At 41.3% G+C, this 23749-nt stretch carries 27 protein-coding genes and 1 pseudogene; 6 read left to right on the plus strand and 22 right to left on the minus strand.

All coding sequences use genetic code 11. The features are described 5' to 3' along the window. Positions 1 to 229: 229 nt before the first annotated feature. The gene (locus Hs30E_RS04315) at positions 230 to 859 is read right to left on the minus strand and encodes a YutD family protein (RefSeq protein ID WP_172208267.1); all 630 of its coding nucleotides are present in this window, start codon (positions 857 to 859) and stop codon (positions 230 to 232) included. Continuing rightward, the gene (locus tag Hs30E_RS04320; protein ID WP_172208268.1) at positions 847 to 2208 is read right to left on the minus strand and encodes a bifunctional metallophosphatase/5'-nucleotidase; all 1362 of its coding nucleotides are present in this window, start codon (positions 2206 to 2208) and stop codon (positions 847 to 849) included. The genes Hs30E_RS04315 and Hs30E_RS04320 overlap by 13 nt, the downstream gene beginning before the upstream one ends. A gap of 99 nt (positions 2209 to 2307) precedes the next feature. Here Hs30E_RS04320 and Hs30E_RS04325 point away from each other — a divergent pair, with 99 nt between their 5' ends. Next, entirely contained in the window at positions 2308 to 3033 is a 726-nt protein-coding gene (locus Hs30E_RS04325) for a DUF4190 domain-containing protein (RefSeq protein WP_172208269.1), read from the plus strand. A gap of 52 nt (positions 3034 to 3085) precedes the next feature. Here the strand turns inward: Hs30E_RS04325 and Hs30E_RS04330 are convergent, their stop codons facing one another. Then, positions 3086 to 4543: a glycoside hydrolase family 1 protein gene (locus tag Hs30E_RS04330; protein WP_172208270.1), complete on the minus strand. Its 1458-nt coding sequence runs from the start codon at positions 4541 to 4543 to the stop codon at positions 3086 to 3088. A 220-nt stretch (positions 4544 to 4763) separates the two neighbouring features. Between Hs30E_RS04330 and Hs30E_RS11385 the strand changes: the two genes are divergently transcribed. Further along, positions 4764 to 4892: a hypothetical protein gene (locus tag Hs30E_RS11385; protein WP_267130228.1), complete on the plus strand. Its 129-nt coding sequence runs from the start codon at positions 4764 to 4766 to the stop codon at positions 4890 to 4892. A 41-nt stretch (positions 4893 to 4933) separates the two neighbouring features. Further along, a complete protein-coding gene (locus tag Hs30E_RS11390; RefSeq protein ID WP_267130229.1) occupies positions 4934 to 5062 on the plus strand; it encodes a hypothetical protein in 129 nt (42 codons plus the stop codon). 132 nt (positions 5063 to 5194) lie between these two features. Here Hs30E_RS11390 and Hs30E_RS04335 read toward each other — a convergent pair whose 3' ends face one another. The 8 genes from Hs30E_RS04335 to Hs30E_RS04370 form a co-directional block, all read right to left on the minus strand. Continuing rightward, a complete protein-coding gene (locus tag Hs30E_RS04335; RefSeq protein ID WP_172208271.1) occupies positions 5195 to 5620 on the minus strand; it encodes a DUF3284 domain-containing protein in 426 nt (141 codons plus the stop codon). After that, a complete protein-coding gene (locus Hs30E_RS04340; RefSeq protein ID WP_172208272.1) occupies positions 5598 to 5771 on the minus strand; it encodes a hypothetical protein in 174 nt (57 codons plus the stop codon). The genes Hs30E_RS04335 and Hs30E_RS04340 overlap by 23 nt, the downstream gene beginning before the upstream one ends. Before the next feature lie 53 nt (positions 5772 to 5824). After that, entirely contained in the window at positions 5825 to 6043 is a 219-nt protein-coding gene (locus Hs30E_RS04345; RefSeq protein WP_172208273.1) for a hypothetical protein, read from the minus strand. A gap of 78 nt (positions 6044 to 6121) precedes the next feature. Continuing rightward, positions 6122 to 6379 (minus strand): PTS sugar transporter subunit IIA, encoded by a 258-nt coding sequence (locus Hs30E_RS04350; RefSeq protein ID WP_172208274.1) that lies wholly within the window; start codon positions 6377 to 6379, stop codon positions 6122 to 6124. 225 nt (positions 6380 to 6604) lie between these two features. Beyond that, positions 6605 to 8029, minus strand: a complete 1425-nt coding sequence (locus tag Hs30E_RS04355; RefSeq protein ID WP_172208275.1) for a PTS sugar transporter subunit IIC — start codon at positions 8027 to 8029, stop codon at positions 6605 to 6607. A 17-nt stretch (positions 8030 to 8046) separates the two neighbouring features. Then, on the minus strand, positions 8047 to 8361 hold the full coding sequence (locus Hs30E_RS04360; RefSeq protein WP_172208276.1) for a PTS sugar transporter subunit IIA: 315 nt from the start codon (positions 8359 to 8361) through the stop codon (positions 8047 to 8049). Positions 8362 to 8527: 166 nt separating this feature from the next. After that, complete coding sequence (locus tag Hs30E_RS04365) at positions 8528 to 9217, minus strand: rhomboid family intramembrane serine protease (RefSeq protein ID WP_172208277.1); 690 nt, start codon at positions 9215 to 9217, stop codon at positions 8528 to 8530. A gap of 77 nt (positions 9218 to 9294) precedes the next feature. Then, on the minus strand, positions 9295 to 9810 hold the full coding sequence (locus Hs30E_RS04370; RefSeq protein WP_172208279.1) for a 5-formyltetrahydrofolate cyclo-ligase: 516 nt from the start codon (positions 9808 to 9810) through the stop codon (positions 9295 to 9297). 133 nt (positions 9811 to 9943) lie between these two features. Here Hs30E_RS04370 and Hs30E_RS04375 point away from each other — a divergent pair, with 133 nt between their 5' ends. After that, positions 9944 to 10141, plus strand: coding sequence for a cold-shock protein (locus Hs30E_RS04375; RefSeq protein ID WP_003138831.1), 198 nt, complete (start codon positions 9944 to 9946; stop codon positions 10139 to 10141). A gap of 131 nt (positions 10142 to 10272) precedes the next feature. Further along, positions 10273 to 11613, plus strand: a complete 1341-nt coding sequence (locus Hs30E_RS04380; protein WP_172208281.1) for an MATE family efflux transporter — start codon at positions 10273 to 10275, stop codon at positions 11611 to 11613. Between the two features lie 10 nt (positions 11614 to 11623). Here Hs30E_RS04380 and Hs30E_RS04385 read toward each other — a convergent pair whose 3' ends face one another. The 9 genes from Hs30E_RS04385 to nrdD all read right to left on the minus strand — a co-directional run bounded on the left by Hs30E_RS04385 (position 11624) and on the right by nrdD (position 21000). Next, positions 11624 to 12754, minus strand: a complete 1131-nt coding sequence (locus Hs30E_RS04385) for an N-acetyldiaminopimelate deacetylase (protein WP_172208283.1) — start codon at positions 12752 to 12754, stop codon at positions 11624 to 11626. A gap of 434 nt (positions 12755 to 13188) precedes the next feature. After that, the gene (gene dapD / locus Hs30E_RS04390) at positions 13189 to 13884 is read right to left on the minus strand and encodes a 2,3,4,5-tetrahydropyridine-2,6-dicarboxylate N-acetyltransferase (protein ID WP_172208285.1); all 696 of its coding nucleotides are present in this window, start codon (positions 13882 to 13884) and stop codon (positions 13189 to 13191) included. 98 nt (positions 13885 to 13982) lie between these two features. Further along, positions 13983 to 14171, minus strand: coding sequence for a hypothetical protein (locus tag Hs30E_RS04395; protein WP_172208287.1), 189 nt, complete (start codon positions 14169 to 14171; stop codon positions 13983 to 13985). Between the two features lie 96 nt (positions 14172 to 14267). Then, positions 14268 to 15068 carry an energy-coupling factor transporter transmembrane component T family protein gene (locus Hs30E_RS04400; RefSeq protein ID WP_172208289.1) on the minus strand — a complete coding sequence of 267 codons (801 nt, stop codon included), beginning with the start codon at positions 15066 to 15068 and terminating at the stop codon, positions 14268 to 14270. Continuing rightward, positions 15061 to 15915 carry an energy-coupling factor ABC transporter ATP-binding protein gene (locus Hs30E_RS04405; protein ID WP_172208291.1) on the minus strand — a complete coding sequence of 285 codons (855 nt, stop codon included), beginning with the start codon at positions 15913 to 15915 and terminating at the stop codon, positions 15061 to 15063. Before Hs30E_RS04405 ends, Hs30E_RS04400 begins: the two co-directional genes overlap by 8 nt. Further along, positions 15891 to 16727 (minus strand): energy-coupling factor ABC transporter ATP-binding protein, encoded by an 837-nt coding sequence (locus Hs30E_RS04410; RefSeq protein WP_172208293.1) that lies wholly within the window; start codon positions 16725 to 16727, stop codon positions 15891 to 15893. Before Hs30E_RS04410 ends, Hs30E_RS04405 begins: the two co-directional genes overlap by 25 nt. Positions 16728 to 16829: 102 nt before the next feature. Further along, positions 16830 to 17390 carry a 6-phospho-3-hexuloisomerase gene (hxlB, locus tag Hs30E_RS04415; protein ID WP_172208295.1) on the minus strand — a complete coding sequence of 187 codons (561 nt, stop codon included), beginning with the start codon at positions 17388 to 17390 and terminating at the stop codon, positions 16830 to 16832. 17 nt (positions 17391 to 17407) lie between these two features. Further along, positions 17408 to 18637 (minus strand): Fic family protein, encoded by a 1230-nt coding sequence (locus tag Hs30E_RS04420; protein ID WP_172208297.1) that lies wholly within the window; start codon positions 18635 to 18637, stop codon positions 17408 to 17410. A gap of 119 nt (positions 18638 to 18756) precedes the next feature. Further along, entirely contained in the window at positions 18757 to 21000 is a 2244-nt protein-coding gene (gene nrdD, locus Hs30E_RS04425) for an anaerobic ribonucleoside-triphosphate reductase (protein WP_172208313.1), read from the minus strand. 363 nt (positions 21001 to 21363) lie between these two features. Here nrdD and Hs30E_RS04430 point away from each other — a divergent pair. Then, positions 21364 to 21600, plus strand: a pseudogene (locus Hs30E_RS04430) (recombinase family protein); the annotation flags it as partial. A gap of 199 nt (positions 21601 to 21799) precedes the next feature. Here the strand turns inward: Hs30E_RS04430 and Hs30E_RS04435 are convergent. Together Hs30E_RS04435 and Hs30E_RS04440 are read right to left on the minus strand one after the other, a co-directional pair. Next, positions 21800 to 22006: a hypothetical protein gene (locus Hs30E_RS04435; protein ID WP_172208299.1), complete on the minus strand. Its 207-nt coding sequence runs from the start codon at positions 22004 to 22006 to the stop codon at positions 21800 to 21802. Positions 22007 to 22103: 97 nt separating this feature from the next. After that, positions 22104 to 23729: a hypothetical protein gene (locus tag Hs30E_RS04440; protein WP_172208301.1), complete on the minus strand. Its 1626-nt coding sequence runs from the start codon at positions 23727 to 23729 to the stop codon at positions 22104 to 22106. Positions 23730 to 23749: the final 20 nt, after the last annotated feature.

Below are 23749 nucleotides of genomic sequence, written 5' to 3' on the forward strand. Positions count from 1 at the left end.
GCTAAAATCAAAACCTTTAAGTGTATGGCTCAGAAATATCGTAATCGAAGAAAGAGGCACTTACTTCGTGCGTCCTTAATTTGTGGTATTATCAATTTCGAAATTTAATTTCGGGAGAAGTCTATTATAGAAGGAAGGATTTTTTCCCACACGATTTATTATAGAGCCGTTTTTTAGGGCATAAGTAAAACCCTAAATCAACAAACCGAAGTTTATCAATTTAGGGTTATTACCGCGTCCGCACCGTAAAAGCAGGCTTTTTCGCGCCAACCTTTTGATGAGCAGCCTTGTGCATTTCCGTCTTAACAATCGGCTCATGCACCTTGACCGATTTTTCCTTTTGGATAAATGGTTTCCCGCCAGTCTGACGACGTTTTGATTTGTCACGGTCGACAGGTTTTGCAATCTCTTTCTTTGGAGATTGCTTAGGCTTTTTAGCTTTCGGCTTAACAGGCGATTTGAGGTCATAAACCTTTTCTTCCAAAAACGCCTCTTCCCGCTTAATATCCTTGCTCCGCATACGTTTCAAAACAAAAAACGCCGCACCAAAATTCATATATTCCTTGATATAATCTGCCAAATGCGTGATTTTCAAATCGTCTGGCATTTTCTTGCGCGAAGTCGAGAAAAATCCTTTCAATCGCAACTGTTCATGCCCCCAATCGCCGACCAAATAATCGTATTTGGCAAAAATATCAGAATAACGCTGCGCCAATTTTTCCTTATCAAAGCCGTCCGCATGATTATGCACCAAATGAAACACCTTGTCACCAATCGTCACCACGTCATCTACAACAATCACACGCTCGCTTGGAAATTTATTATAATTTTTTTCTTCTTCTGGAATTACTTTTGCCATTTATTTTCTTCTTTCAAATAATCTGCCACAATTTCTCGCATAAAGCGCGGAAATAGAATGTCTGCCTGACCCGAATTTTTCAAAATCGGGAAATAAGCTGCGAAATAATATTGATCTGGGACAAGAATATCATAGGTTACCGTATCTGAAACTAAAACGTCCTGATAGTAAACACGACCATTTTCAACTAAAAGACCGACCATCACAAGATCGCCAAAAGTCTTACCACGAAAACCCATGCCTTTAATTTTCTGAGTTTTCAAAAAACTACTAATCTCATAAAGCTCAAAACAGATTTTCTGCAACTCAGCGCCATTGACCGAAAACTTAACCATGCGAATACTATGAGGCAAAATCTCGTGCAAATCGTCCCGCGTCAGCTGAGCAGGAATGGGCTTAACAATCATGCCACTGTTAATGATAACAGCTGGAATCTGATAGAAATCGCCCAAAATTTCAGCCACAAAATGTGTCGCCTCATACTGCGGAAAATCGTTTGAAATAGCAGAAGGCAAGTTCATAATTTTATCCGTCTGCAACAAGGCATGCCCACGGTCAGCCAGTTGCTGAATCAATTCTTTATCGCCCACTTGACTCGGTAAGTGTCGCGTATTTTCAGCAAAAATTTCCGAGCGGATACAGTTGAAACTCTCATCAAAGTACAAGGTAATCTCACCCACATGCTCGCCATAACGCCCCGCAGCCGCAATCATCGTGCCATTGACTTTCCTGCCATACTCGTACAAGTGATGCGTATGAGAACCTAGAATCAAGTCCAAATTGTCAAATTTAGCCGCCGCATCGTCATCAAAACGCCAGCCAACATGACTGAGCAAAATCCGAAAATCAGCTTGAGAATCGCGCAGTTGCTCTGATAACACTTGCATGGGGTCAAGAATCTCCCACCCCGCCAAAGGATAAGCGAGCGGATAAGGCGCAGTCAAGCCAAATATATCAACCGTCATACCAAAAGAAGTCTCAATCGTCATTTTTTCAAGCGCCCAATTCGGCTGACGACCCTTATCTTTAAGATTTGCCAAAATCACTGGAAAATTCGCTGAGTCATACAAACGATTCAAACTCGACTTCTGCAACCCCAGCCCCTCATTATTGCCAATCGTTGCAGCCGTCAAATTCAGGTCATTCATCAACGCAATATTGGCTTGCCCCAAAGTCGCCTCACTCAATGGATGAGAGCGATCAACATTATCACCCAAATCAAAACGCAAAACATCCAAAAAACCAGCCGATTGCGCCGCAAAAAAGCGTTTGATTTTCGGATAATTTTCAAAATGCGAGTGCAAATCGTTAAGATGAACTATTTTCAGCACATTTTCATAAGAACTCATATCTTATTATATCAAAAAAGCGAGCGCAAAGTTGCTAATCAGTCTTTTTCAGTCAAAATTTTGTCAACAGATATGTTATAATGGTAGTAAGGAGAAATTATGTCTGAAGATTTTTTTAGTAATACCCCCGAAAGTGATTTACCGACTGAGCCATTTATTACCTCTGAACCACCCAAAACAACAAACAGTCTTGCGATTACAGCACTTGTTTTAGGTATCGTTGGTATTCTTGGAAGTTGGATTCCCATTTTTAACATCGGCTCGATTGTCATGGCGATTTTAGCCTTGATTTTCGGCATTATCACGCTCAGCAAAGCAACACGCGAAAATATCGGCAAAGGTTTTCCGATTACTGGTATCGTTCTTGGCGGTCTCACGCTCATTATTGCGATTTTGATGAACATCTTTTTCTTTATCGGTGTCAATGAGTTCTCAAATGAGCTAACTAACACGGAGCAACCAGCAAAAATCAGCGATTACAACGATTTTTTCGATGATTTTGACGACTTTGACAATTTTGATAGTGATGCGTTAGCAACTCAACTCGCCGATATGACAACAGATGAATTTGTTGATTATTTCCATGATTTTACGGATGATTACGATAAAGCAGCCAAAGCTTATCAGAAAAATCCTGATAATGATGAGCTTTTCGATAACTTTTTAACCCTTGACAGTCAATACGACCTCATTGATACGCGACTTGAAGAACTTGAAGATGAATTTTCAGAAGAACAGAAAACTCAAATTGACAAAGACCTCAAGCGAATCATGGAGTCTACCGACCTTTTTGGAAAAGACGAGTTAGAAAATTTAACCGCCTAAAATAAAAAACAGTTGAATTTTATCATAATCAACTGTTTTTTGATATGCAATTTTACGTCAACAAACGCTCATCACAACCATTTGAAGCAATAACATCTTTATACCAATAATAAGAATCTTTCGGAATGCGTTTGAGCGAGCCATTCATCGTCTCATCTTGGTCAACATAAACAAAACCATAGCGTTTTTGATAGCCATTGAGCCAACTCAAAAGGTCTGTATAGCTCCAAGTCGTGTACCCCATCACATCAACGCCATCAGAAATCGCCTCTCTTATCGCAACCACGTGTTTTTTAAGGAAATCAATTCGATAAGTATCATGAATTTGACCGTCCTCCAGCTTGTCATATTCGCCCAAACCATTTTCGGTAATCAGCACTGGCAAGCGATAACGGGAAGCAATACGGCGCAAAGCAATGCGCAAACCAACTGGATCAATCGTCCAATCCCAGTTTGTCGTCTCAACAAATGGATTTTGGACCGTTTTTTGCAAACCAGGAATGCCAGAGTCCTTGGATGTACCTTTTTTACCCGTTGTGTTCATTTGATAACTATCTTTATTTTCAACGCCACCGTCAATCGGATTCCACGCATTTGTTGCCGTTTGATAGAAATTCAAGCCCATGAAATCTGGTTTGGCTGATTTGAGTAATTCGGCATCGCCCTCAGCAAAGACTGGCGCAACACCTTTTTCCTTGAGATAATTCAAAGCTACAATCGGATACTCGCCATAAACATACATATCCATCCAAAAATGCGCGCCCAATTCTTCCGCATTTTCAGCTGCCAACACATTCATCGGATTTGAATCAATAGCATATTGTGGCGTGTAAGCAAACGATGGCCCAATTTTCCCCTTAATTCCCATATCATGGAATTTGTTAATCACCGCCGCATTGACTAGATTAGCATGATGATTGACTTGGTAAAACAATTTTTCGTCTTTTTTACCAGGCGGATGTGTCGCAATTTGCCACCCCATGTGCGTGAAAATGTTCTGTTCATTCAATGAAACCCAATATTTGACACGTTCACCGTAGGCTTTAAACAAAGTTTCAGCATAAGCCACAAAATCAGGAATAATCTGCCGAGATTCCCAACCACCATACGCATCTTGCAAGGCTTGTGGCAAGTCCCAATGATAAATCGTGACCACAGGTTCAATCCCATGCGCCAGCAAATCATCAATCAAATCGCTGTAAAATTTCACACCCACCTCATTGACTTCGCCAACACCATTTGGGAAAATACGTGTCCAAGCAATCGAAAAACGATAGGCTTTCATGCCCATATCAGCCATAAGTTTGACGTCTTCTTGATAACGATGATAATGGTCAACCGCCACATCGCCAGTTGTGCCTTTAAAAGTCTTACCAGGAATGCGGACGAAATTATCCCAAACTGACAGACCTTTGCCGTCCTCATCATAAGCGCCCTCAATTTGATAGGCCGCTGAGGCGCTCCCCCAAAGGAAATCGCTAGGAAATGCTGCTAATGTTTTATGTTCCATTTTACTTCTTTCTAACTGTTAAGAGATGTAGACTCAATTCACTATAAATCCAAAACACTTTTGGCTAGATGCGTCACTTCGTCGTTTGGCTACTATCTTTGCGCTTTAGCGCTTAGATAAGTAGCTATGGACAACGTGGCTTGCCGGTTTTACCGCTTAGCCGTTGGCTATGGCTTTGAAGTTATCGCGGTTCGCGATTTACGTAAGAGCTACGGACAACGTGGCTTGGCGATTTTATCGCTTAGCCGTTGGCTATGGCTTTGAAGTTATCGTGGTTCGCGATTTACGTAAAAGCTACGGACAACGTGGCTTGCCGATTTTATCGCTTAGCCGTTGGCTATGGCTTTGAAGTTATCGCGGTTCGCGATTTACGTAAAAGCTATGGACAACGTGGCTTGCCGGTTTTATCGCTTAGCCGTTGGCTATGGCTTTGAAGTTATCGCGGTTCGCGATTTACGTAAAAGCTACGGACAACGTGGCTTGCCGATTTTATCGCTTAGCCGTTGGCTATGGCTTTGAAGTTATCGCGGTTCGCGATTTACGTAAAAGCTACGGACAACGTGGCTTGCCGATTTTATCGCTTAGCCGTTGGCTAGAATTGGTAAGTCTAGCTCAAAAGTTGCGTTTCGGTTTTATAGCGAATCGAGTATACTATTTACCATTATAGGCTTGTGAAATACCATTCAAAATCGCAAGCATTTGACGTTTTTTAACGCGCCCAAATATCAACGACATGATAATATCATTGAACTTTTGAATCATTCCTGCATTTGAGGTCATCTCTTCTGAAATGACCACATCTGTTGACTTATCGTCAATTTTGTGGAGTTCCCAACGCGTTTTGTAAATGTTTTTGTTGGTCGTTGTCGTAAAAGCATAGATTGACGGTTCTGTCACGTCATCAAACTTAATACGCCCTGCTTGATTTTTGCCAAATGATTTTGAGTATTCAAAACCAGTCAAACTCGAAATTTTAGGCGTTTTCCCAGTATGTTTATTGACATCATATAAGCCAGATTCAACGATTTTCTCAAAGATAAACTGGCGCGGAACATCAAGCGTCTTTACTATCTCCATCTTTTTTCTCCTTCTTAACTGAAACAATAACCATCGCAAGACCGATTAGAAACAATAACACGCTCAACGGTACAGACTTTTTATCCCCAGCATATGATGTTATAAAAATCAACAGCGCAAGACTAATAAAGCCCCATCCCCATTTTTGCATAAATTCTCCTTAAAATATAGTAGCTGATTCAATTATACTATTTTCAAAGAAAATTAGACAGCCTCAACATTGAAATATAAAGCTGATCCCCAAGATTGCGCTTTAATCAATTTTTTCGCTTCAACCGCTGCTGTGTCTACATCGCCTGAGGTCACTTCAAAGAAAAGTTTGATTCCTTTTTTCTCAGTAAACTTGTAAGTCAACTCGCCCTCAGCACTGTTCAAAAGCTCAATGACCTTATCTTGCATCATTGCCATGTTAATTACAATCATTTTTATTCTCCTATGTTTTTATTGATGAAAATGAATAGTTTATGCTCCAAAAACAAAACTATATAGTTTTATCGAAAATTAACCCTTAATTACCTTATAAAGTGCAATAATTTCCTTGGCTAAATCAACGAAAGCAATCCCCGTCATCAAGTGGTCTTGGGCATGTACCATGTAGATAGACACCTCAACCTCCTCACCATTTGCAGCTTTGATACGCTCATCAGCTTTATCAAAATCGCCTGCTTTTGCCGCTTGAATTGCCTCAATCGCTGACGATTTTGCCTCGCCACCGAAAATAATTAAAGGCATGATAACCGCCATTTGTTCATCGTTCATAAAGTCTCCTTCTAGTTTGCTGTCGCCAAACATGCTATTTCTCAATCGTTTACAAAAACCATACACCAATATATTAGCATTAACTGTATAGATTTGCAAGTATTTATTGCTATTTTCATGAATTTTTTTCAGTTAAGAAAAAATCTCCCCCTCAAATTATCAAAGGGAAGATTTTTCTTAGGTCATCCCTAAAAACTATTTTTGTTCAGTTTTGGAAAACCTAGATTAAATATCTTTCGTATTATTAGCTGCAAGAACAAACGGCGCCCAAATGACAATCGCAGCAACGAAACTTACAAGCGTTACAATTGGCGCACGCCAGTCACCACCGGTTGACAAGAAACTCATCAAGAATGGTGGCACAACCCATGGGACAGTTGAAACAACTGGATCTACCAAGTGAGCTGCTGTCGCAGCATAACCAATCAAAACACCCGCAAGCGGTGCAAGAAGAAACGGAATAAAGAAGATTGGATTCAAAACAATCGGCAAACCAAACATAACTGGTTCATTGATATTAAAGATTGCTGGTCCAATACCAAGTTTAGCAACTACTTGATAATCTTCACGTTTAGAGAAAGCTAAGATAACAATCAAGAGTGTGATTGTACCACCAACACCACCAAACCAAGCATAACAGTCAAATGAACCACGCACCCAAGCGTAAGCACCACCGTTACCTGCTTTAATTGCCTCATTGACAGCTTTCATACCGCCTTCTTGATAAACATTGACATTTTTAAGGAGACCAACACCCCAGATACCTTCAAGAACTGGTGCCATAACGTTTGTACCATGGAGACCAAAGAGCCACATAAGTGATACAAGGAAGGTAACCAAAAGTACAGCTGGCAAACTTTGACCAATTTTCATAAATGGTTCTGCAAACGTTTTTTGCACCCAAATAATCAAGACGTCGCCATTTTTGCCAATCGTCAAACTAAAGATATAATAAAAAATCGCTGTAATATAAAGCGCAACAGCAGCTGGAATAATCGCTGTAAAGGCTTTCGCAACAGCAGGTGGTACACTATCAGGCATTTTGATTGTAATGTCTTTGAGCATCAGTTTAGCGTAAATAATTGTTGCTAAACCGCCCATAACCATAATCACAAAGTAAGCATTACCGTCTAATTGACTGAGTTTAAGCCAACCCCAACCGCCAACATTGAGCGTACCACCTGCATATGAGATAGCTGTGTCGTCTGAACCCGCATTGATAACTTTAGCTGCTGCTTCTGGCAATTTCATTGCTACTGAAGTTGAAAATGAGAACCCAACCCCTTGAATAAGCGCTGCAAGTGACACGATACCACCTGCTAACTCATTGACACCATAAGCTTTAGCAAGGTTATACCCCCATGAAAAGGCGAAAATAATACCGACAACCGCAAGGGTACCATTCCACACAAAACCATTGATACCGATAATTTGTTTGATGACAGGAATCGTCGCACCATCATAGCCTGAGATAAATCTAGCAGGCATATCACGCACCATGGCGTTAATCATGACAGCGATAGCTCCTGCCATAGTTGCTGGCATTGTACCAATAAAGGCATCACGCAAGGCAACCAAGTGTTTTTGCGCACCGATTTTCGCTGCGAATGGGACGAAGTATCTCTCCATCCAAGCAGTAATTGCATTCATAAAAAACTCCTTCTTTTTTAACCTTTAATAACTTTGTAAAGCTCGATGATTTCTTTTGCCAAATCAACAAAAGCGATACCGGTCATCAAGTGATCTTGCGCATGCACCATGTAAATCGAAACGTCAACCTCTTCGCCATTTGCGGCTTTTGTCAACAATTCCGTTTGACCATGGTGAGCTTGCACAATCGCATCGTTTGCAGCCTTGATACGTTCGTCAGCCTTGTCAAAATCGCCCGCTTTTGCTGCTTGAATCGCTTCAATCGCTGATGATTTGGCTTCGCCACCGAAGATGATCAAAGGCATAATGACTGCCATTTGTTCGTCATTCATAGAATCTCCCTTCTCGTTTCACTTAAGAAACGTCTACAATAATTTCTTAGACCTGCAGACTGAAAACGTTTCCAGTGGTCTATACCAATATTCTAACATTATATTCTTTCTTTTACAAGCGATTTACCTTGTATTTTATAAAGTTATTTTCTTCACAAAAATCAAGTCAAATCATTGCCAGTAAAATCATCAATATCGCTGTGACAATAAAAATACTTAAAAAAATCAATTTTTCTGACGAATCAATTTTTTTCTGAAAAATTTTCGGTGCCAATGGTGCAGCTAATAAAATACCACCTAATGCACCACCAATATGCCCTGTAATGCCAACACCAGTCTGAAAAATATTAATTGCTAAATTAACAAGAATCATGGCGGCAAATTGCCTACCGACTACTTGAAAAGAAGGATTTTTCGTTAGAAACCCCAACATTGCCATTGCACCAAAAATGCCGAACAAAGAAGTTGATGCCCCTGCTGAAATCGTCTCAGGCTTGATGAAAAAGGTCAAAATGTTGCCATAAATGCCTGACAGAAGGTAAATGGCGAAGAATTGCTTGCTCCCAAAAACTTCTTCTATCTGACGACCGATAAACACAAGCGAGAAAAAATTCAACACAAAATGCGACCAACTGATATGGACGAAAATCGGTGTCACTAAGCGCCAGAGATGTGTCGGATGCTCGACAATGTCTGGGCCGAACAGCGCACCAGAATTAAATAAGTTAATCGGCGTTGACACTTGCGAACCGTGTGCCACTAGCTGCGACAACCACACACCCAAGGTCAGCGCACCTAAAACATAAGTCGCACGATGTTTGTTAAAATCAACTCGAAAATTATAATTTGTCTTCATGATACTTTCTATTATATCAAAATTGTAACATTTTATCTTAGCTATGCCTAACAAAATCAATTCTAGTCATAAATCGGCTATATCGTAAAAATATTTTTTATAGGTATGTCATACGCATCAACTGGCATTTTATCAACCATCTGAAAATTGTAAACAAGACTGACAGTTATGCCTTTAAAATTTGCCAAATAACGGTCATAATAGCCACCACCAAAACCGACACGATAACCGTCATGCGACCAAGCAAGACCTGGAACAATAATCAAATCTGGTGTAACCGCTACATTTGAAAGAGCTTCCTTGACACCGAAATCAGTCATCACAAGGTCATTTTCATCAAAATCAGTGAAAATCATCTGACGATTTGGCAAAGTTTTGGGAATAACAATTTGTTTCGTTTGATCTGCCAACACGCGCGTCATATCAAACTCGAAAGGCATGGGCATAAACGCCGCAATAATTTCTGAGTTTCGATAAACTTCCGATGTCAAAAATTGGTCGAGAATTAGGGTCGTTTGGCGCTGTTTTTCCTGTAAATCAAAAGAATTTAAGGAAATTTTCATTTTTTTGCGAATTTCTGCTTTCTTTTTCATACTTTTTATGATACCATAAAGAAGTAGTTTGTTCACGATTAAAAAGTTTGGTTCATTTTGTTTCATCCTTTCTTAGTAGTTTGACAGATTTACGCTAAATTAAAATGCCTATTAGAGGCGAAGGAGATTCAAAATGGCACAAGGTACAGTTAAATGGTTTAACGCTGAAAAAGGTTTCGGTTTCATCACTGGACAAGACGGAAAAGATGTATTCGTACATTTCTCAGCTATCCAAACAGACGGATTCAAAACTCTTGAAGAAGGCCAAGCAGTAAACTATGACGTTGAAGACGGCGCTCGTGGTTTGCAAGCTGTAAACGTAACTAAATAATTTAGTTGCCGTTAATTAAAATAGAAAAAACGATTTCACATTTCTTACGAAATCGTTTTTTTGTGTTAAACTTATACTGTGACAGAAAATAGCCATTATAACCAACCAAACGAAAGGATTCCTTCTCTCCCATGATAGACCTAACCAAAGGCAAGCCGATAAAAGTCATCTTGCTCTTCACACTCCCACTTCTTCTGGGCAATATTTTTCAGCTACTTTATAACCTCATTGATGCTATTATTGTTGGACAAACGCTTGGAAAAGAGGCTTTTGCGGCGGTTGGTGCGACTTCTGCATTGAATTTCTTGATTATGGGCTTTGCGATTGGGATTACTAGCGGTTTTGCGATTATCATCTCCCAGCGCTTTGGTGCTGATGATGAGGAGGGGGTCAAAAATTCCTTTGTTATCGGACTCTTTTTGACTTTGGCAACCTCAATTATCCTGTCGCTGATTGCCTTTACATTTGCGCGTCCCTTGCTTGAAATCATGCAAACGCCAAAAGAATTGCTTGCTGATGCGCACCAATTTCTAAAAGCTATTTTTGGTGGCATGATTTTTACCGTTCTTTTTAACTACTTGTCAAATGTTATGCGGGCTATTGGCGATTCACGCACGCCATTGATTGCCTTGATTATCTCGACTGTGCTTAATGTTGGCTTGGAATTTCTATTCATTCTTGGGCTACATGCTGGTGTCTTTGGGGCTGGGATTGCTACCGTTATCGCGCAAACATTTTCTGTCGTTTTCTTGGTTGTTTATATCAAGTTTAAGGTGCCTGTCCTCCATTTTGGCAAAAAAAATCTTAAACTTGATAAGAAAGAGATGAAACGGCATTCGGCGCTCGGCTATCCTATGGGATTTCAGTCTAGTATCATCGCGATTGGCAGTCTAACCATGCAAATCGTGCTCAATAAACTGGGGTCGGATGTTGTTGCCATGCAGGCGATTGGGCGGCAGATTGACCAGATTGCCATGCAGCCGATGATTAGTCTCGGGCTTGCTGTAACGACCTTTGCAGCGCAAAACTATGGCGCTAAAAAGTACAAACGCATGCTGATTGGGCTAAAACACGCCGTGATTGTTGATGTGATTTGGGGTATCACCTTTTGCTGCCTGCTCCTGACGTGCAACAAATTTTTCTCTGGTCTTTTCGTCAGCCCGAAAGAAACGCATATCATGGCATTAGCCTTTGATTATTATCTGATAAATGGCGTACTTTACTGGGTTTTAGCGATTCTATTCATTGTGCGTGGGTTCATTCAAGGCTGTGGCAACAGTTTAGTCCCAACACTTGCAGGTATCGCAGAGCTTGTTATGCGGGCTGGCGTTTCCGTCCTTGGTCTCATGACCTTTGGCTTAACCGCTGTCATTTTCGCCAGTCCTGCTGCTTGGATTGGTTCTGTTATGATATTGATTCCGAGTTACTTGAAGATTACTAAGGATTTAAAAAATAAAGAAAAAGCAAGTTAAAAGGTAAATTTTAACCTGCTTTTTCTTTCAAAAATGCGGCAACATTTTCAACCGCAAACGCAATCGCCGTCTCATTTGGCGACATTTTCGGATGATGGAGGGCGTAAGGCGTTTCAACGCCAAGCCAAAACATGACACCAGGGATTTTCGACAAAAGGTAACCAAAATCTTCACCAGTCATGGCGGGTTCAATCTCAATCAAATTCACATCAGCTTGCTTATCGAAAAATAACATCAACTCATTTGCAAGTTCAGGATTATTTTCCACTGGCAGATAACCACCCTGTTTAAGCTGAATCTCAACCTCAAGACCAAAACTCAGCGCAATTCCCTCGGCAATCGTTCTAAGGCGCTGCTGGGTCAGCTCATTCATCTCTTTAGTCAAGGTGCGAATCGTACCGTGGAGTTGCGCAGTTTCGGCAATGACATTGTTAGTCGTACCAGTATGCAGACTACCAAAGGTAACAACTGCGCTCTTAATTGGATCAACATTTCGGCTGACAATCGTCTGGACTTGCGTAATAAAATAACTCGCTGCAATGAGTGCGTCATTTGCCATATGCGGAAAAGCAGCGTGACCGCCAGTGCCTTTAAAATTGATTTTGACTTCACAAGTTCCTGCAAACAGTGTCTGCCTATTAGTCGCAATATCGCCAACTTTGAGGTCTGGTCTGACATGTAGGCCATAAAATTCATCTGGGCGAAAATCTCCCTCAAACATCCCCGCCTCATACATGAGCATACCACCCGCCTCATTTTCTTCAGCAGGTTGAAAAAGGAAAATTAGCGTATTTTTCGGCTGATTTTCTAACACCTTTTCTAGCACACCGAGGGCAATGGTCATGTGCATATCATGCCCACAGGCGTGCATACGACCGTCGTGGCGCGACTTAAACGGCAAGCCTGTCTCTTCTGTGATTGGCAAACCGTCGATGTCTGTGCGCCAGCCTATCGTCTTCTCAGGCGCTGCACCATTAACCTTGACAAGAATACCTGTCTGCCACGTTTTGAGGTCAACAAATGCTTTGTCAGCCGTCAAATCGTGCAGAATCGCCATGAGATAGGCGTGAGTCTCGAACTCTTCCAAACCAATTTCGGGAATTTGGTGCAAATCCCGACGAATTTTGATTAAATCTAGCATATCTAAAATATCCCCACAAATTCTAGCGACAAATTTCTTAGCAAATGCGCCTTTTCCTTGAATTTTCTGGACAACTGCATAGCCAAGCGCTAATAAGGCAAACGCAACCCCTGAAATAACACCTGTTGTTTGTAATGGTTTTTCATTTTGATTTCTCCATTTTATTCTGAATTAACTAGAACCAACCGCTCACTAACATTTCGGCACTATATGTCGCTAAACCTTTGATAAAATTTTGGGCAAACGTTCCTTTTTTTCGACTTGTTTGCACAATAGCATATATGACTGCAAAAATCACTGAAAATCCCATTAAAGTTAGGACACCACACCACAAGGCTTTTATTTTAAAGACAAGTCCGATGAGGAGTAAGACGAACGCAATTCCTCAGACAATCGTTGCAATAATTAGATTTTCTTTGGTGTTTTTATCTCTCTTAAAGTGTGCGGAGCGCCTCTTCAAGCGCTGTTTTCTGTTTCGTTCTATCATCAATCTCCTTAATCACACGCGCTGGCACACCTGCGACGACAACATTTTCAGGCACATTTTCAGTGACAATCGCACCTGCTGCGACCACCGAACCATTGCCGACTTGAACTCCCTCGATAACGACAGCGTTCGCACCGACTAGGACGTTGTCGCCAATCCGAACAGGTTCAGCGCTTGCAGGCTCGATAACACCCGCAAGAACAGCACCCGCGCCGATATGCGAGTTTTCACCGACCGTCGCGCGACCGCCAAGAATCGCCCCCATATCAATCATCGTCCCAGCACCGATTTCAGCGCCAATATTGATAACAGCACCCATCATGATAACAGCATTATCCCCGATGTCAACTTGGTCGCGAATGATAGCCCCCGGCTCAATCCGCGCATTGATTTCACGTTTGTCAAGTAAAGGCACAGCTGAATTTCTACCGTCTTGCTCAACCACATAATCACGATTTTCAGTCAAATTAACCAAAAGTGGCGCAATATCAAGCCAATCGCCAAAAAGTGTCTGACCGAGTTTGATAACAGTTTTGGGAATAGTACCAGTCAAATGCCCCTCAAATGTAACTTTAACAGGCGTTTTCTTCTCAGCGTTAGCGATAAATTGAATAATTTCTTGGGCGGACATTTTATTTGACATGTGTGTTCTCCTTTTAATTGAACTTCAAGCTAACTTTCTAGGAAAAGCTGCAGAGTTTATTTCATTATTTTTTTCTTCCAAGCAGTCGCAAATATTCTTCAGTGCCTATGCTTACGCATCATTAAAATACCAGATAAATCCACAAGAACACCAATTGCGAATACCAAAATCATTAAACTAAAGGCATTCACTGGTTTTGGCAACCATTCTTGGACATTGAGATTAAATAATAATATCAAATCTCCTATAAAGAACAAGATAAAACCAAGTTTAAAAGAACTTTTCATCTCACAGTTTCCTCCACAATTTTTAGAGATGCCCTTTAGTATATAACACTATTGTAACAGCAACTTTCAAAAACACATCAGACCTTAGGCTGATTGTCACTTTAATCTGTTCCATGCTATCAGCGCTGCAGCAACGGCAACCAAACTCAGCAAGAGCAAGGTATCAAAGCGCTGCCATTTGAGTATGCGATATTTACTGCGACCGTCGCCGCCTTGGTAGCCACGGCTTTCCATGGCAATAGCAAGGTCGTCTGCACGTCTGAAACTTGACACAAACAAAGGAATCAAAATCGGAATGACTGATTTGACTTTTTGGACGAGATTGCCTTCGCCAAAGTCCATGCCACGCGCTTTTTGCGCATTCATAATCATCGTTGTGTCGTCCATTAGCGTTGGGATAAATCGTAGCGATATTGACAACATCAAACCGATTTCATGGACTGGGACTTTGATCTTTTTCAATGGTGCGAGTCCTGTTTCTATGCCGTCAGCTAGGGTTAATGGCGGTGTTGTCAGCGTAAGCAAGGTTGACATGAAAATAATCAAGACAAAACGCATGAAAATATAAGCAGCATTTTGCACAGAATAGGTCGTGATTTTGATAAGCCATATTTGAAACAGGACGTCGCCACCAGTTGTAAATAACATTTGAAAGATAACGGTAAATAGTATCAAGCCTAGCATCGGTCGCAAGCCTTTGAGAAAATAGGAAATGCTGATACGACTGAGCGCCACGCCTAAAAAAGTAAAGACGGTCAAAATGCCGTAGCCGACCACATCATTTGCCAAAAAAATAATCAAGACAAAGGCGAACATGGCAAGGAGTTTGCTGCGCGGATCCATGCGATGAACGAGTGAATTGCCTGGAATATAGCGCCCGATGATGAGTTTATCCATGATTTGCCACCTCCGTGATTGCTTTGACTAGCTCAGCGCGCGTAATCGGCAACTGCTCAAAATGCTGCCCCCGTTCCTGCAAAAGCAAGGCAAATTGCGTTGCCTTGGGCACGCCTAGCTGATGTGCTGTCATAAAGGCAACATCTTGGAAAAGCTGAGCGGGCGTGCCAGTCTTGACAAGCCGCCCTTTTTCAAGCACATACATGGTATCAGCGTAATCTGCCACATCGTCCATGAGGTGAGTGACAAGAATAGTCGTCACGCCCGACTGATGAATGCTTTCAAACAAACGCATCATGTCGATTCGCGCCTTGGGATCTAGCCCCGCCGTTGGTTCGTCTAACACCAAAACTGACGGTTTCATAGCAAGAATGCCTGCAATCGCCACACGGCGCATTTGTCCGCCTGAGAGTTCAAAGGGCGAACGCTCGAAGAGTTCATCTGAAATGCCGACAAGTCGTAATTTTTCACGTGCGGTATTTTCCGCCTCTTCTTTAGATACGCCAAAATTTTGCGGGCCAAATGCAACGTCTTTAAGCACTGTTTCGTCAAATAATTGCGTTTCGGGAAACTGGAAAACGACGCCCACTTTTTTGCGGACGGGCTTGATAGCCTTTGCTTTGCTGTCGGGCTTTATCGTGATGTCATCTACTGTAACATTGCCAGAAGTTGGCAAAAGTAAAGCGTTTAGATGCTGTAAAAGGGTTGACTTACCCGAGCCAGTATGCCCAACAAGCGCCGTGAAACTACCGTCAGCGACCGTCATGTCAATATCAAAAAGCGCTCGACTTTCAAACGGCGTATTAGGTTGATAAGTGTAGGTTACTTTGTCAAAATGGATTGCCATAAGAAGTCTGCTAGCTCGCTTTCTGTATAGTATTTTTCGGGAATCTGTACGCCATTTTGTCGCAACTCTCTTGCAACATTTGATGAAAATGGCACATCAAGTCCGATTTCAGTCAGATTATCATTGAGAAAAAGTTCATCTGGGCGCGCAATTTGCTCGATTTTGCCGTCTTTCATGACGATAATCTGATCAGACAATGTTGCCTCGTCCAAATCATGCGTGATTGAGATGACCGTCAAACCGTACTGCTCCTTGATTTCACGCACAACATTGATAATCGCCAAACGTCCTTTCGGGTCAAGCATTGATGTCGCCTCGTCTAAGATAATGATGTCTGGGCGCAAAGCAACGATTCCAGCAATTGCAACACGTTGTTTCTGACCACCAGACAGGCGAGCCGGCTCTTTCGTTTTGAAATCTTGCATGTTGACGCGCCTTAGTGCAAGTTCGACCCGCTCTACCATCTCGTCACGAGATACACCTTGATTTTCCATACCAAATGCAACATCATCTTCAACGGTTGAACCGACAAATTGGTTATCGGGATTTTGGAAAACCATGCCAATTTTTTGGCGGAGCTGCCAAACATTTTCTTCCGTCAACGTTTCGCCATCAATGACGATTTCGCCCGATTCGGCTGCCATGAGACCATCTATCAAACGCGCCGTTGTTGACTTGCCAGAACCATTGCGCCCAATGATAGAGACCCATTCGCCACGAGAAATGGCAAAAGACACGTCATTTACAACATAAACGTCGCTTTCTTCATCGTATTTGTAAGTTAAATTTTTTATTTCAAGAATTTTCTGCATGTGAATATTATATCAAAAAAAAGCCGTGTTTGTTGGCTTTTCGAGTTCTGATTTTAAATGTAATCGTTTTAATTTTGCTAGAGCCACTTTTTAAACGGATTATTATTCAAAATCAGCATGTCTAGGCAACATCGTCTCATTTGTTTGAGCAAGCACAGTCATCAAACTTAGCACAAGCCCCTCAAATGTCAAAAAAGCTAATTGCACAAAAGATGAGCCCATGGCTTGAGAAAATTCAGATGTTTTTTGAGTCGTTTCTGACTTAACCTTGCTAGGTAACACGAGAACTGTCTCAGCTAAATGACCAATCGTTGACTCTTTTTTGGCAGTTACAAGCGCGATGTCAACATTGTTTGTAACTGCTTTTTGCGCTAGACTTTTAAGACTATCCGTCTCGCCACTTCCTGAACAAATAATCAGCAAATCGCCCGCTTTTGAATGTGGCGAAGAGATTTCGCCAACAAGGCTGACAGAAAGCCCCAGATGCAATAACCGATTAGCGAAAGTTGCAACGACAGCACCACTGCGCCCAGCTCCTTGCAAGAAGATATGATTGGCACTTACGATTTTATCAATCAATTGCTCAGCTTGATTGTCATCAATTTTTGTCGCGTTTTCTTGTAATTCTTTTAGGATGTTTGTTATATTATTTTGGATGTTCATTTATTTTTCTACCATAATCAAATATAATCGTCTGAAATGTCATGAATAAGCGGTCTCTTTTGGACTAAAGCGATTTTGCCTTGTTCTTCCAATTTTTTTAGTGCTTTTTTTATGGCTGATTGACTATGTTCAGCCCTCATTTTCCTTGAAACAATCTCCTTATCTGGCAATTTATCCTCAATTCTTTCTGTAAATAGTTTTGATTGCGCTAGCAAGAATAAAATATCTTCCTCTAATGGTGATAAATCAGTGTCAACTTTAATATTTTCCTTGGCATTGTCTAACTGAGCAACCTTTAATTCCAAATCAGCAAGTATCGACCTTTGCCCCTCATCAATAATTTGAAGTAAATTTAAAACAAAAAAAGTACCTTCCGCTTGATTATCAGCATGTCCTGTAAAAGCGAACGCATCATAATATTTCTTTCGATTTTCATTAAAAAATTGCGAAATGCCTAAGCCTGTATAAATATCAAGTTTCCTTGACAGATATTTCGATAGAATATAACGTCCAGTTCTACCGTTGCCGTCATAAAACGGGTGTACATTTTCAAAGAAATAGTGACCTACCAAGGCTTTAATCAAAAATGGGATCTCAGAATCATTGATAAAAGTAAGCCAGTCAGTCATCATCTGGCAAATTTTTTCGCCGTTCGTCGGCGGGATATGAACTGTTCCTCCGCTTTTTTCATCTGTGATAAACACCTCTTTAGCTCTGAAAAACTGTCCGTCTGGTAGATTTTCACTAGCTATTTCGCCATCTGTCAACTCATCATATATCCTTCTTATCTCTTCAAAAGTTGTGATATGCAAGGCATTATCATTGATAATATCAAGATAGAGCTTAACCGTTGATTGCAATCTAACCTTTTTCGTCATATTTTCCAAGGCTTTTTTCGCCGAGTTAATCTCTTTGCGAGTTGTCTTTATCCCCTCAATTTCATCTGTACTTTGAATGGCTAAAGTTAATTTTTCATTGTAAAATTGTTTCCGCGCAACACCTGGTAATTCCGAGGCAAGTTCTTCAATTTTGCGTGAATTTTCGATTATTTTTTCTGACAATAAACTGATTTTAGGCAGATTAACAACAAAAATAGGCAATTTAGTTTCTGATACTACTCCATGTTTCATCAAATGAGGCTTAAGAATCGTTTTTAATGTCGCATATCCTTCAAATCTCTTAGCATACTCATCTTTATAGGCGTTATAATTCATATATTTAACAATTCTTAATTCTTTATAGCTCATATTCTTAAATTAACCTCCATAATTAGCATTTTTAGTCATTATATCACTTTAAATTAAGTTTAACAAGCTAAAATGGACAATTTCATCAAAAAAAACGACGATTTTCGCCGTTTTCCATCTCATTTCCTAAAAAACTCAGACTTAGCCGAATCAATCGCAACACTTGCCAAATCATCGCCATTTGCCAAATGCCCAACCGAGCCGTTCATGTGTTTGACGCGAGATGAAATCTCCTTGTGACGACCGTTGACCATTGGTCGCGCTTGCGGATTGCCGAGATAGCCACAGGTGCGTTTGACCACATCAACTGTTTTCGGGTCGCTGTTGCCACAGTTTGGACACTGGAAACCACGCTCAGTTGGCGTGAAATCGCCCTCGAAACCACAGTTGTAGCAATGGTCAATCGGTGTATTTGTGCCAAGATAGCCCACACGGTCATAAGCATAATCCCACACCGCCTCCAAGGCTTTCGGATTTTGTTGGAGCATTGGATATTCACAGTAATGGATGAAACCGCCGCTGGCATAGACTGGGTAATCTTTTTCAAAATCTAATTTTTCAAATGGTGTTGGATTTTTACGAACATCATAGTGGAAGGAATTGGTATAATATTCCTTATCCGTGATGTCTTTGACACTGCCAAATTTCTCAGTATCCAGACGACAGAATCTGTCAGTCAGGCTTTCTGACGGTGTTGAATAGATTGAAAAATGGTAATCATATTCGTCAGACCAATCGGCAGCCGCTTGTTTCATTTCACGTAAAATATCTAATGTGAAAGCCTTGGCTTCTGGAGTCGTTTCCCATTCGCCACCGTAAAATTCAGTTGCGACTTCATACAAACCGATATAACCGGCAGAAACCGTTGCCCGACGGTTCTTGAATAGCTCATCGACAGAGTCTGTACGTGCTAAACGTTTACCAAATGCACCGTTTTCATAAAGGATAGGCGCATTGGCGGGAGCCGCCTCCTTACAGCGCTCCACGCGGTAAACCAGAGCGTCTTTGACGACCGTCATGCGCTCAAAGAAAATCTGCCAAAACTTGTCCTTGTCGCCCTTAGATTCGAGGGCAATACGCGGCAGATTGAGCGTGACAACCCCAAGGTTCATGCGCCCATCAACAACATCGTGACCGTTTTCGTCCTGCCAACCTTGCAGGAAACTGCGACACCCCATGGGCGCTTTAAACGACCCCGTCAGCTCAACAATCTTGTCATAGCTGACAATATCAGGGTACATGCGCTTAGTCGCACACTCCGCGGCAAGCAGCTTGATGTCATAATTTGGCTCATTTTTGTTGAGATTCAGACCACGTTTAATGGTAAACACGAGTTTCGGGAAAATGGCTGTTCTGCCCTCTTTGCCTAAGCCTTTAAGACGATTTTGGAGAATGGCTTTTTGAATTTCGCGCGCATACCAGTCCTCGCCAAGTCCGAAACCAAAGGTTGTAAAGGGCGTTTGACCATTGGACGTAAAGAGCGTGTTAATCTCATACTCAAGACTCTGCATGGCATCATAGATGTCTTTTGTCGTCTTAGCACGTGCATAATCCTCACGTTTTTCCGCTGCAACCCACTCTTTGGCATCTTTCATATGTTTCTCATAATTCAGCGCAGCATAAGGTGCAAGCACTTCGTCAATACGATTGACCGACGTGCCGCCATACTGAGATGAGGCAACATTAGCAATAATCTGAGAAATCTGAGCTGCAGCCGTTTGAATTGATTTAGGGCTGTCAATGACAGCATTACCAAGTTTGAAACCATCATGTAGCATACCCTTAACATCAACCAGACAGCAGTTTGTCATAGGTGCATAGGGTTGGTAATCTAGGTCATGAAAATGGATGTCGCCCTTTTGGTGGGCATTTGCCACATGTAACGGCAACATTTTCAGCCCAATTGATTTGCCAACGATACCAGCTGTCAAGTCACGTTGAGTATTAAAAACATCACTGTCTTTATTGGCGTTTTCATTGACAACAGTCTGATCTTTATTGATGAGCTTGTCAATCGTGAAATTGATGTCCGTTGCTTGCGAGCGCGCAAAATCGCGTTTAGTTCGATAATTGATGTAGACTTCTGCCAATTCATACTCATTTGCATCTAATAAAACGTGTTCAACAATATTTTGAATCTCATAAATCTTAACATTATTGTCAAACCGATCAAAAATCGTCGCAATAATTTTATCCGTCAAGCCCTCCAGTTTCACTTCTTGAACTGGTGACATATGGCAAATTTCATCCGAGGCCTTGCGCAAAGCCGCATATATTTTTTCTGGTTCAAAAACCAAGTGACGACCATCGCGCTTAACGACTGTCATTGTTTTTACTAAGTTTTCAGTTTCTTCCCAAACCATCATGTCTAGCACCTGTTTCTATTTTTATCTTAGATTATTCTACCAAATTTCGTCCTAGATGTAAAGAGACAAATCACTATATCTTGTGCTTTATTATGAAAAAAAGCAACATAACACACAAGATATAGTTTGTCAAGCTATTTACTTGGAGAAAACAAAAATCCCGTTTTTAGACGGAATTTTTGTTATTGACAGAGCAATTTAGGCTCTTCTTTCTGCGTCTAACAGCGCATAGATTCGAATTATCTTCATCATTGCATAGTTTTCCAAATTGAGCCTGTAGGAATTATCGTTTTCTACTTTTAAAATAGATTCCTTGTCTGCGCCTAGAATAATTAAATTAACGATGAAATTTTCGGATAACTGACTTTTCTTCAAGTTCATCATCAGAAAAGATTTTCGGCTCAAGTCAGTTACTATAGTTCATACATACAAAATAACCCTAAATGAGCGTATGTAGGCGTGTATTCTGATGGTGGTATCTCTGGAACAAGCACAGGTGCAAGAACAGAATTTCAACGAATGATAGCTGATTGCGAGAAAGGTAAAATCGACATCATTCTCACAAAATCTATTTCAAGGTTTGCGAGAAATACGGTTGTATTCTTTTGTTATCGACCTTTTTTAGAAAGCCCGTGATTGCCGCATTTACTCGGCTACCACGAGGCTTTTTTGAATGTATGTCATACCTAGTGGCAAAGGTACTAAGAAATGATAACTTGCGTACCCCTGCACACCCCTGATGGGGGTAATCGTTAAACTGCACCCATCAATCGTTAAATTGCATACCCCGCCCTCGCTACTTCTTCATGCTGCTTGCCTTGCTTTTAGCGCGGTCGGCAATCTGACTCTCTGTAAGTGCATTCCTCACCCATGAAGTCGCCTCTAATTTTGCCCACTCCCCATACTGTTTCTCAATGTGCTGTGGCAAGCGCATTCCTGAAACAGCTGCCATAGCAATGCTGATAGCAACGCTTGTGTTTTTAACTACATCTGAAAATCCCATACTTATTTCCTCCTCTCCTAAATTTTGTAATCATCCATGATTGTCTGTCAAATATCACACTCTCGCGGATTCCATGCCATCTTTTTACCTCTTTATATCATTTTGTGGTAGTGACATCAAAAATTTTCAAATCAAAGCTCCAGCTAATAAGCCCTTTGCCAGTGTGCCCATGAGGCAAAACAGCAACTTTGAAAATGGTGACCTCTGTATAATCGACTAAGTCAGAAAAGATAACATTCCAATCGGTGTTTTTCTTAATATCAATGTTACCTATGCCTTCCCACTCAGCGTTTCCTACATCACCACCTTTCCCTCGTGAGATAAAAATGTCATAGGTAATCCCTTCAACATCTCCCTTTTTAACTTCCGTAATAGAATAAGACAGTTGAAACCCTGTGCAATGTTCAACTGGATTGTCGAAGACGAGAGTGTTCACGCTCCAACTTTCAACGCTCTCCTGTTCTGTTGAAAAATGGTATGGATACTTTGGCTTTTTGGGTTCTGATAATTCTGAGGATGTCATCGCTTGAGTAGCCAAATCCGCAGAAACATTTGCATCAACAGTTTGGCTCGTGTTAGAAGTGAAATTACTTGATTGTGGCATTGGGAAACCTAAATACCCCCAGTATCCTAAGCCAACTAACGCCGCAACACCTAAGATGATTGCAATGATTACCGCCGCCCAGAAGCCCGTTCCGTGTTTGGGCTTTTTCGTAATGGCTGAGTATGTAGAGTTAGAGCTCCACGTGGAAGTAACCCTTGGTTTGGGTTGTGAATATGTTGCTGAGCCTTTCACCGTATTATGCCATTTCTTTATTTCGATTGCCATTTGAGCACAAGTTGGTCGTTTTGTTGGGTCACCGTGCCCATCCACAAAAGCCTTGCGAAACATTTCTTGAATATTTGCAGGAAGTGTTGAAATAGCCGGTGCGTCCGCTGGCAAGATTTGCTGTTGGCTGCTCATAAAATAGGGTGTGAATCCTTTTTTTATTCCCTCTTCTTTCATTGGAGGAGCAGGGATAGAAACACCAGGTTTGATTTTCACCCCCGCTACATAGGGGTGATACCCGTTCATGAGTAGCGAAAAAATGTGAATTGCAACTGCGAATCTATCCGTCTCTTTTATAAAGGTAGGTAAGCGCATATTTTCGTACAACACACCATTTTGAGCCTTGTTTAGAAGCTCTGGTGCAACAAATTCTGGGTGAGCTTCTATGCAGCGGAATGGTCTTTGAGGAGCAGAGGGATTTTGGATATGAAACGAATCTGTATCTACTAATGTTACCTGCCCATTGGAAGCCACACGAATATTGTCGGGGTTGAAATCGCCCACAACCTGTCCGAGTTGATGCACTTCATGCACAGCATCACAAAGGTAATGTGCGATAGCAAGCCTGAACTCTAAATCTTTCCATTGACTATTTGCCGCATACACGACATTAATGGCTTTTGAGTCTGAAACTTTGGGCATAACATATCCAGCGAATTGTCCGCTCTCAGATATAATTTCCTGCGGCCATGCTGCTCGTGTTGGGCTGGGGCGAAGAGATACCATATGGTGTAACTTTTGTTCGCGACCAGTGGTGCGCTCTTGAGATTTGTATATTTTTGCCACACTTCCAGAATGCCCTTGCAAATCATATACCTCTCCAACCTTTCCTTTTCCGAGACGATTGGATGTTGTTATGTATGTGCTACCATTTTGACCATTGTAGACAGACATATTAGGTTCTCCCTCCTTTG

It is taken from the genome of Pseudolactococcus hodotermopsidis, assembly GCF_011170085.1.
Lineage (GTDB): Bacteria > Bacillota > Bacilli > Lactobacillales > Streptococcaceae > Pseudolactococcus > Pseudolactococcus hodotermopsidis.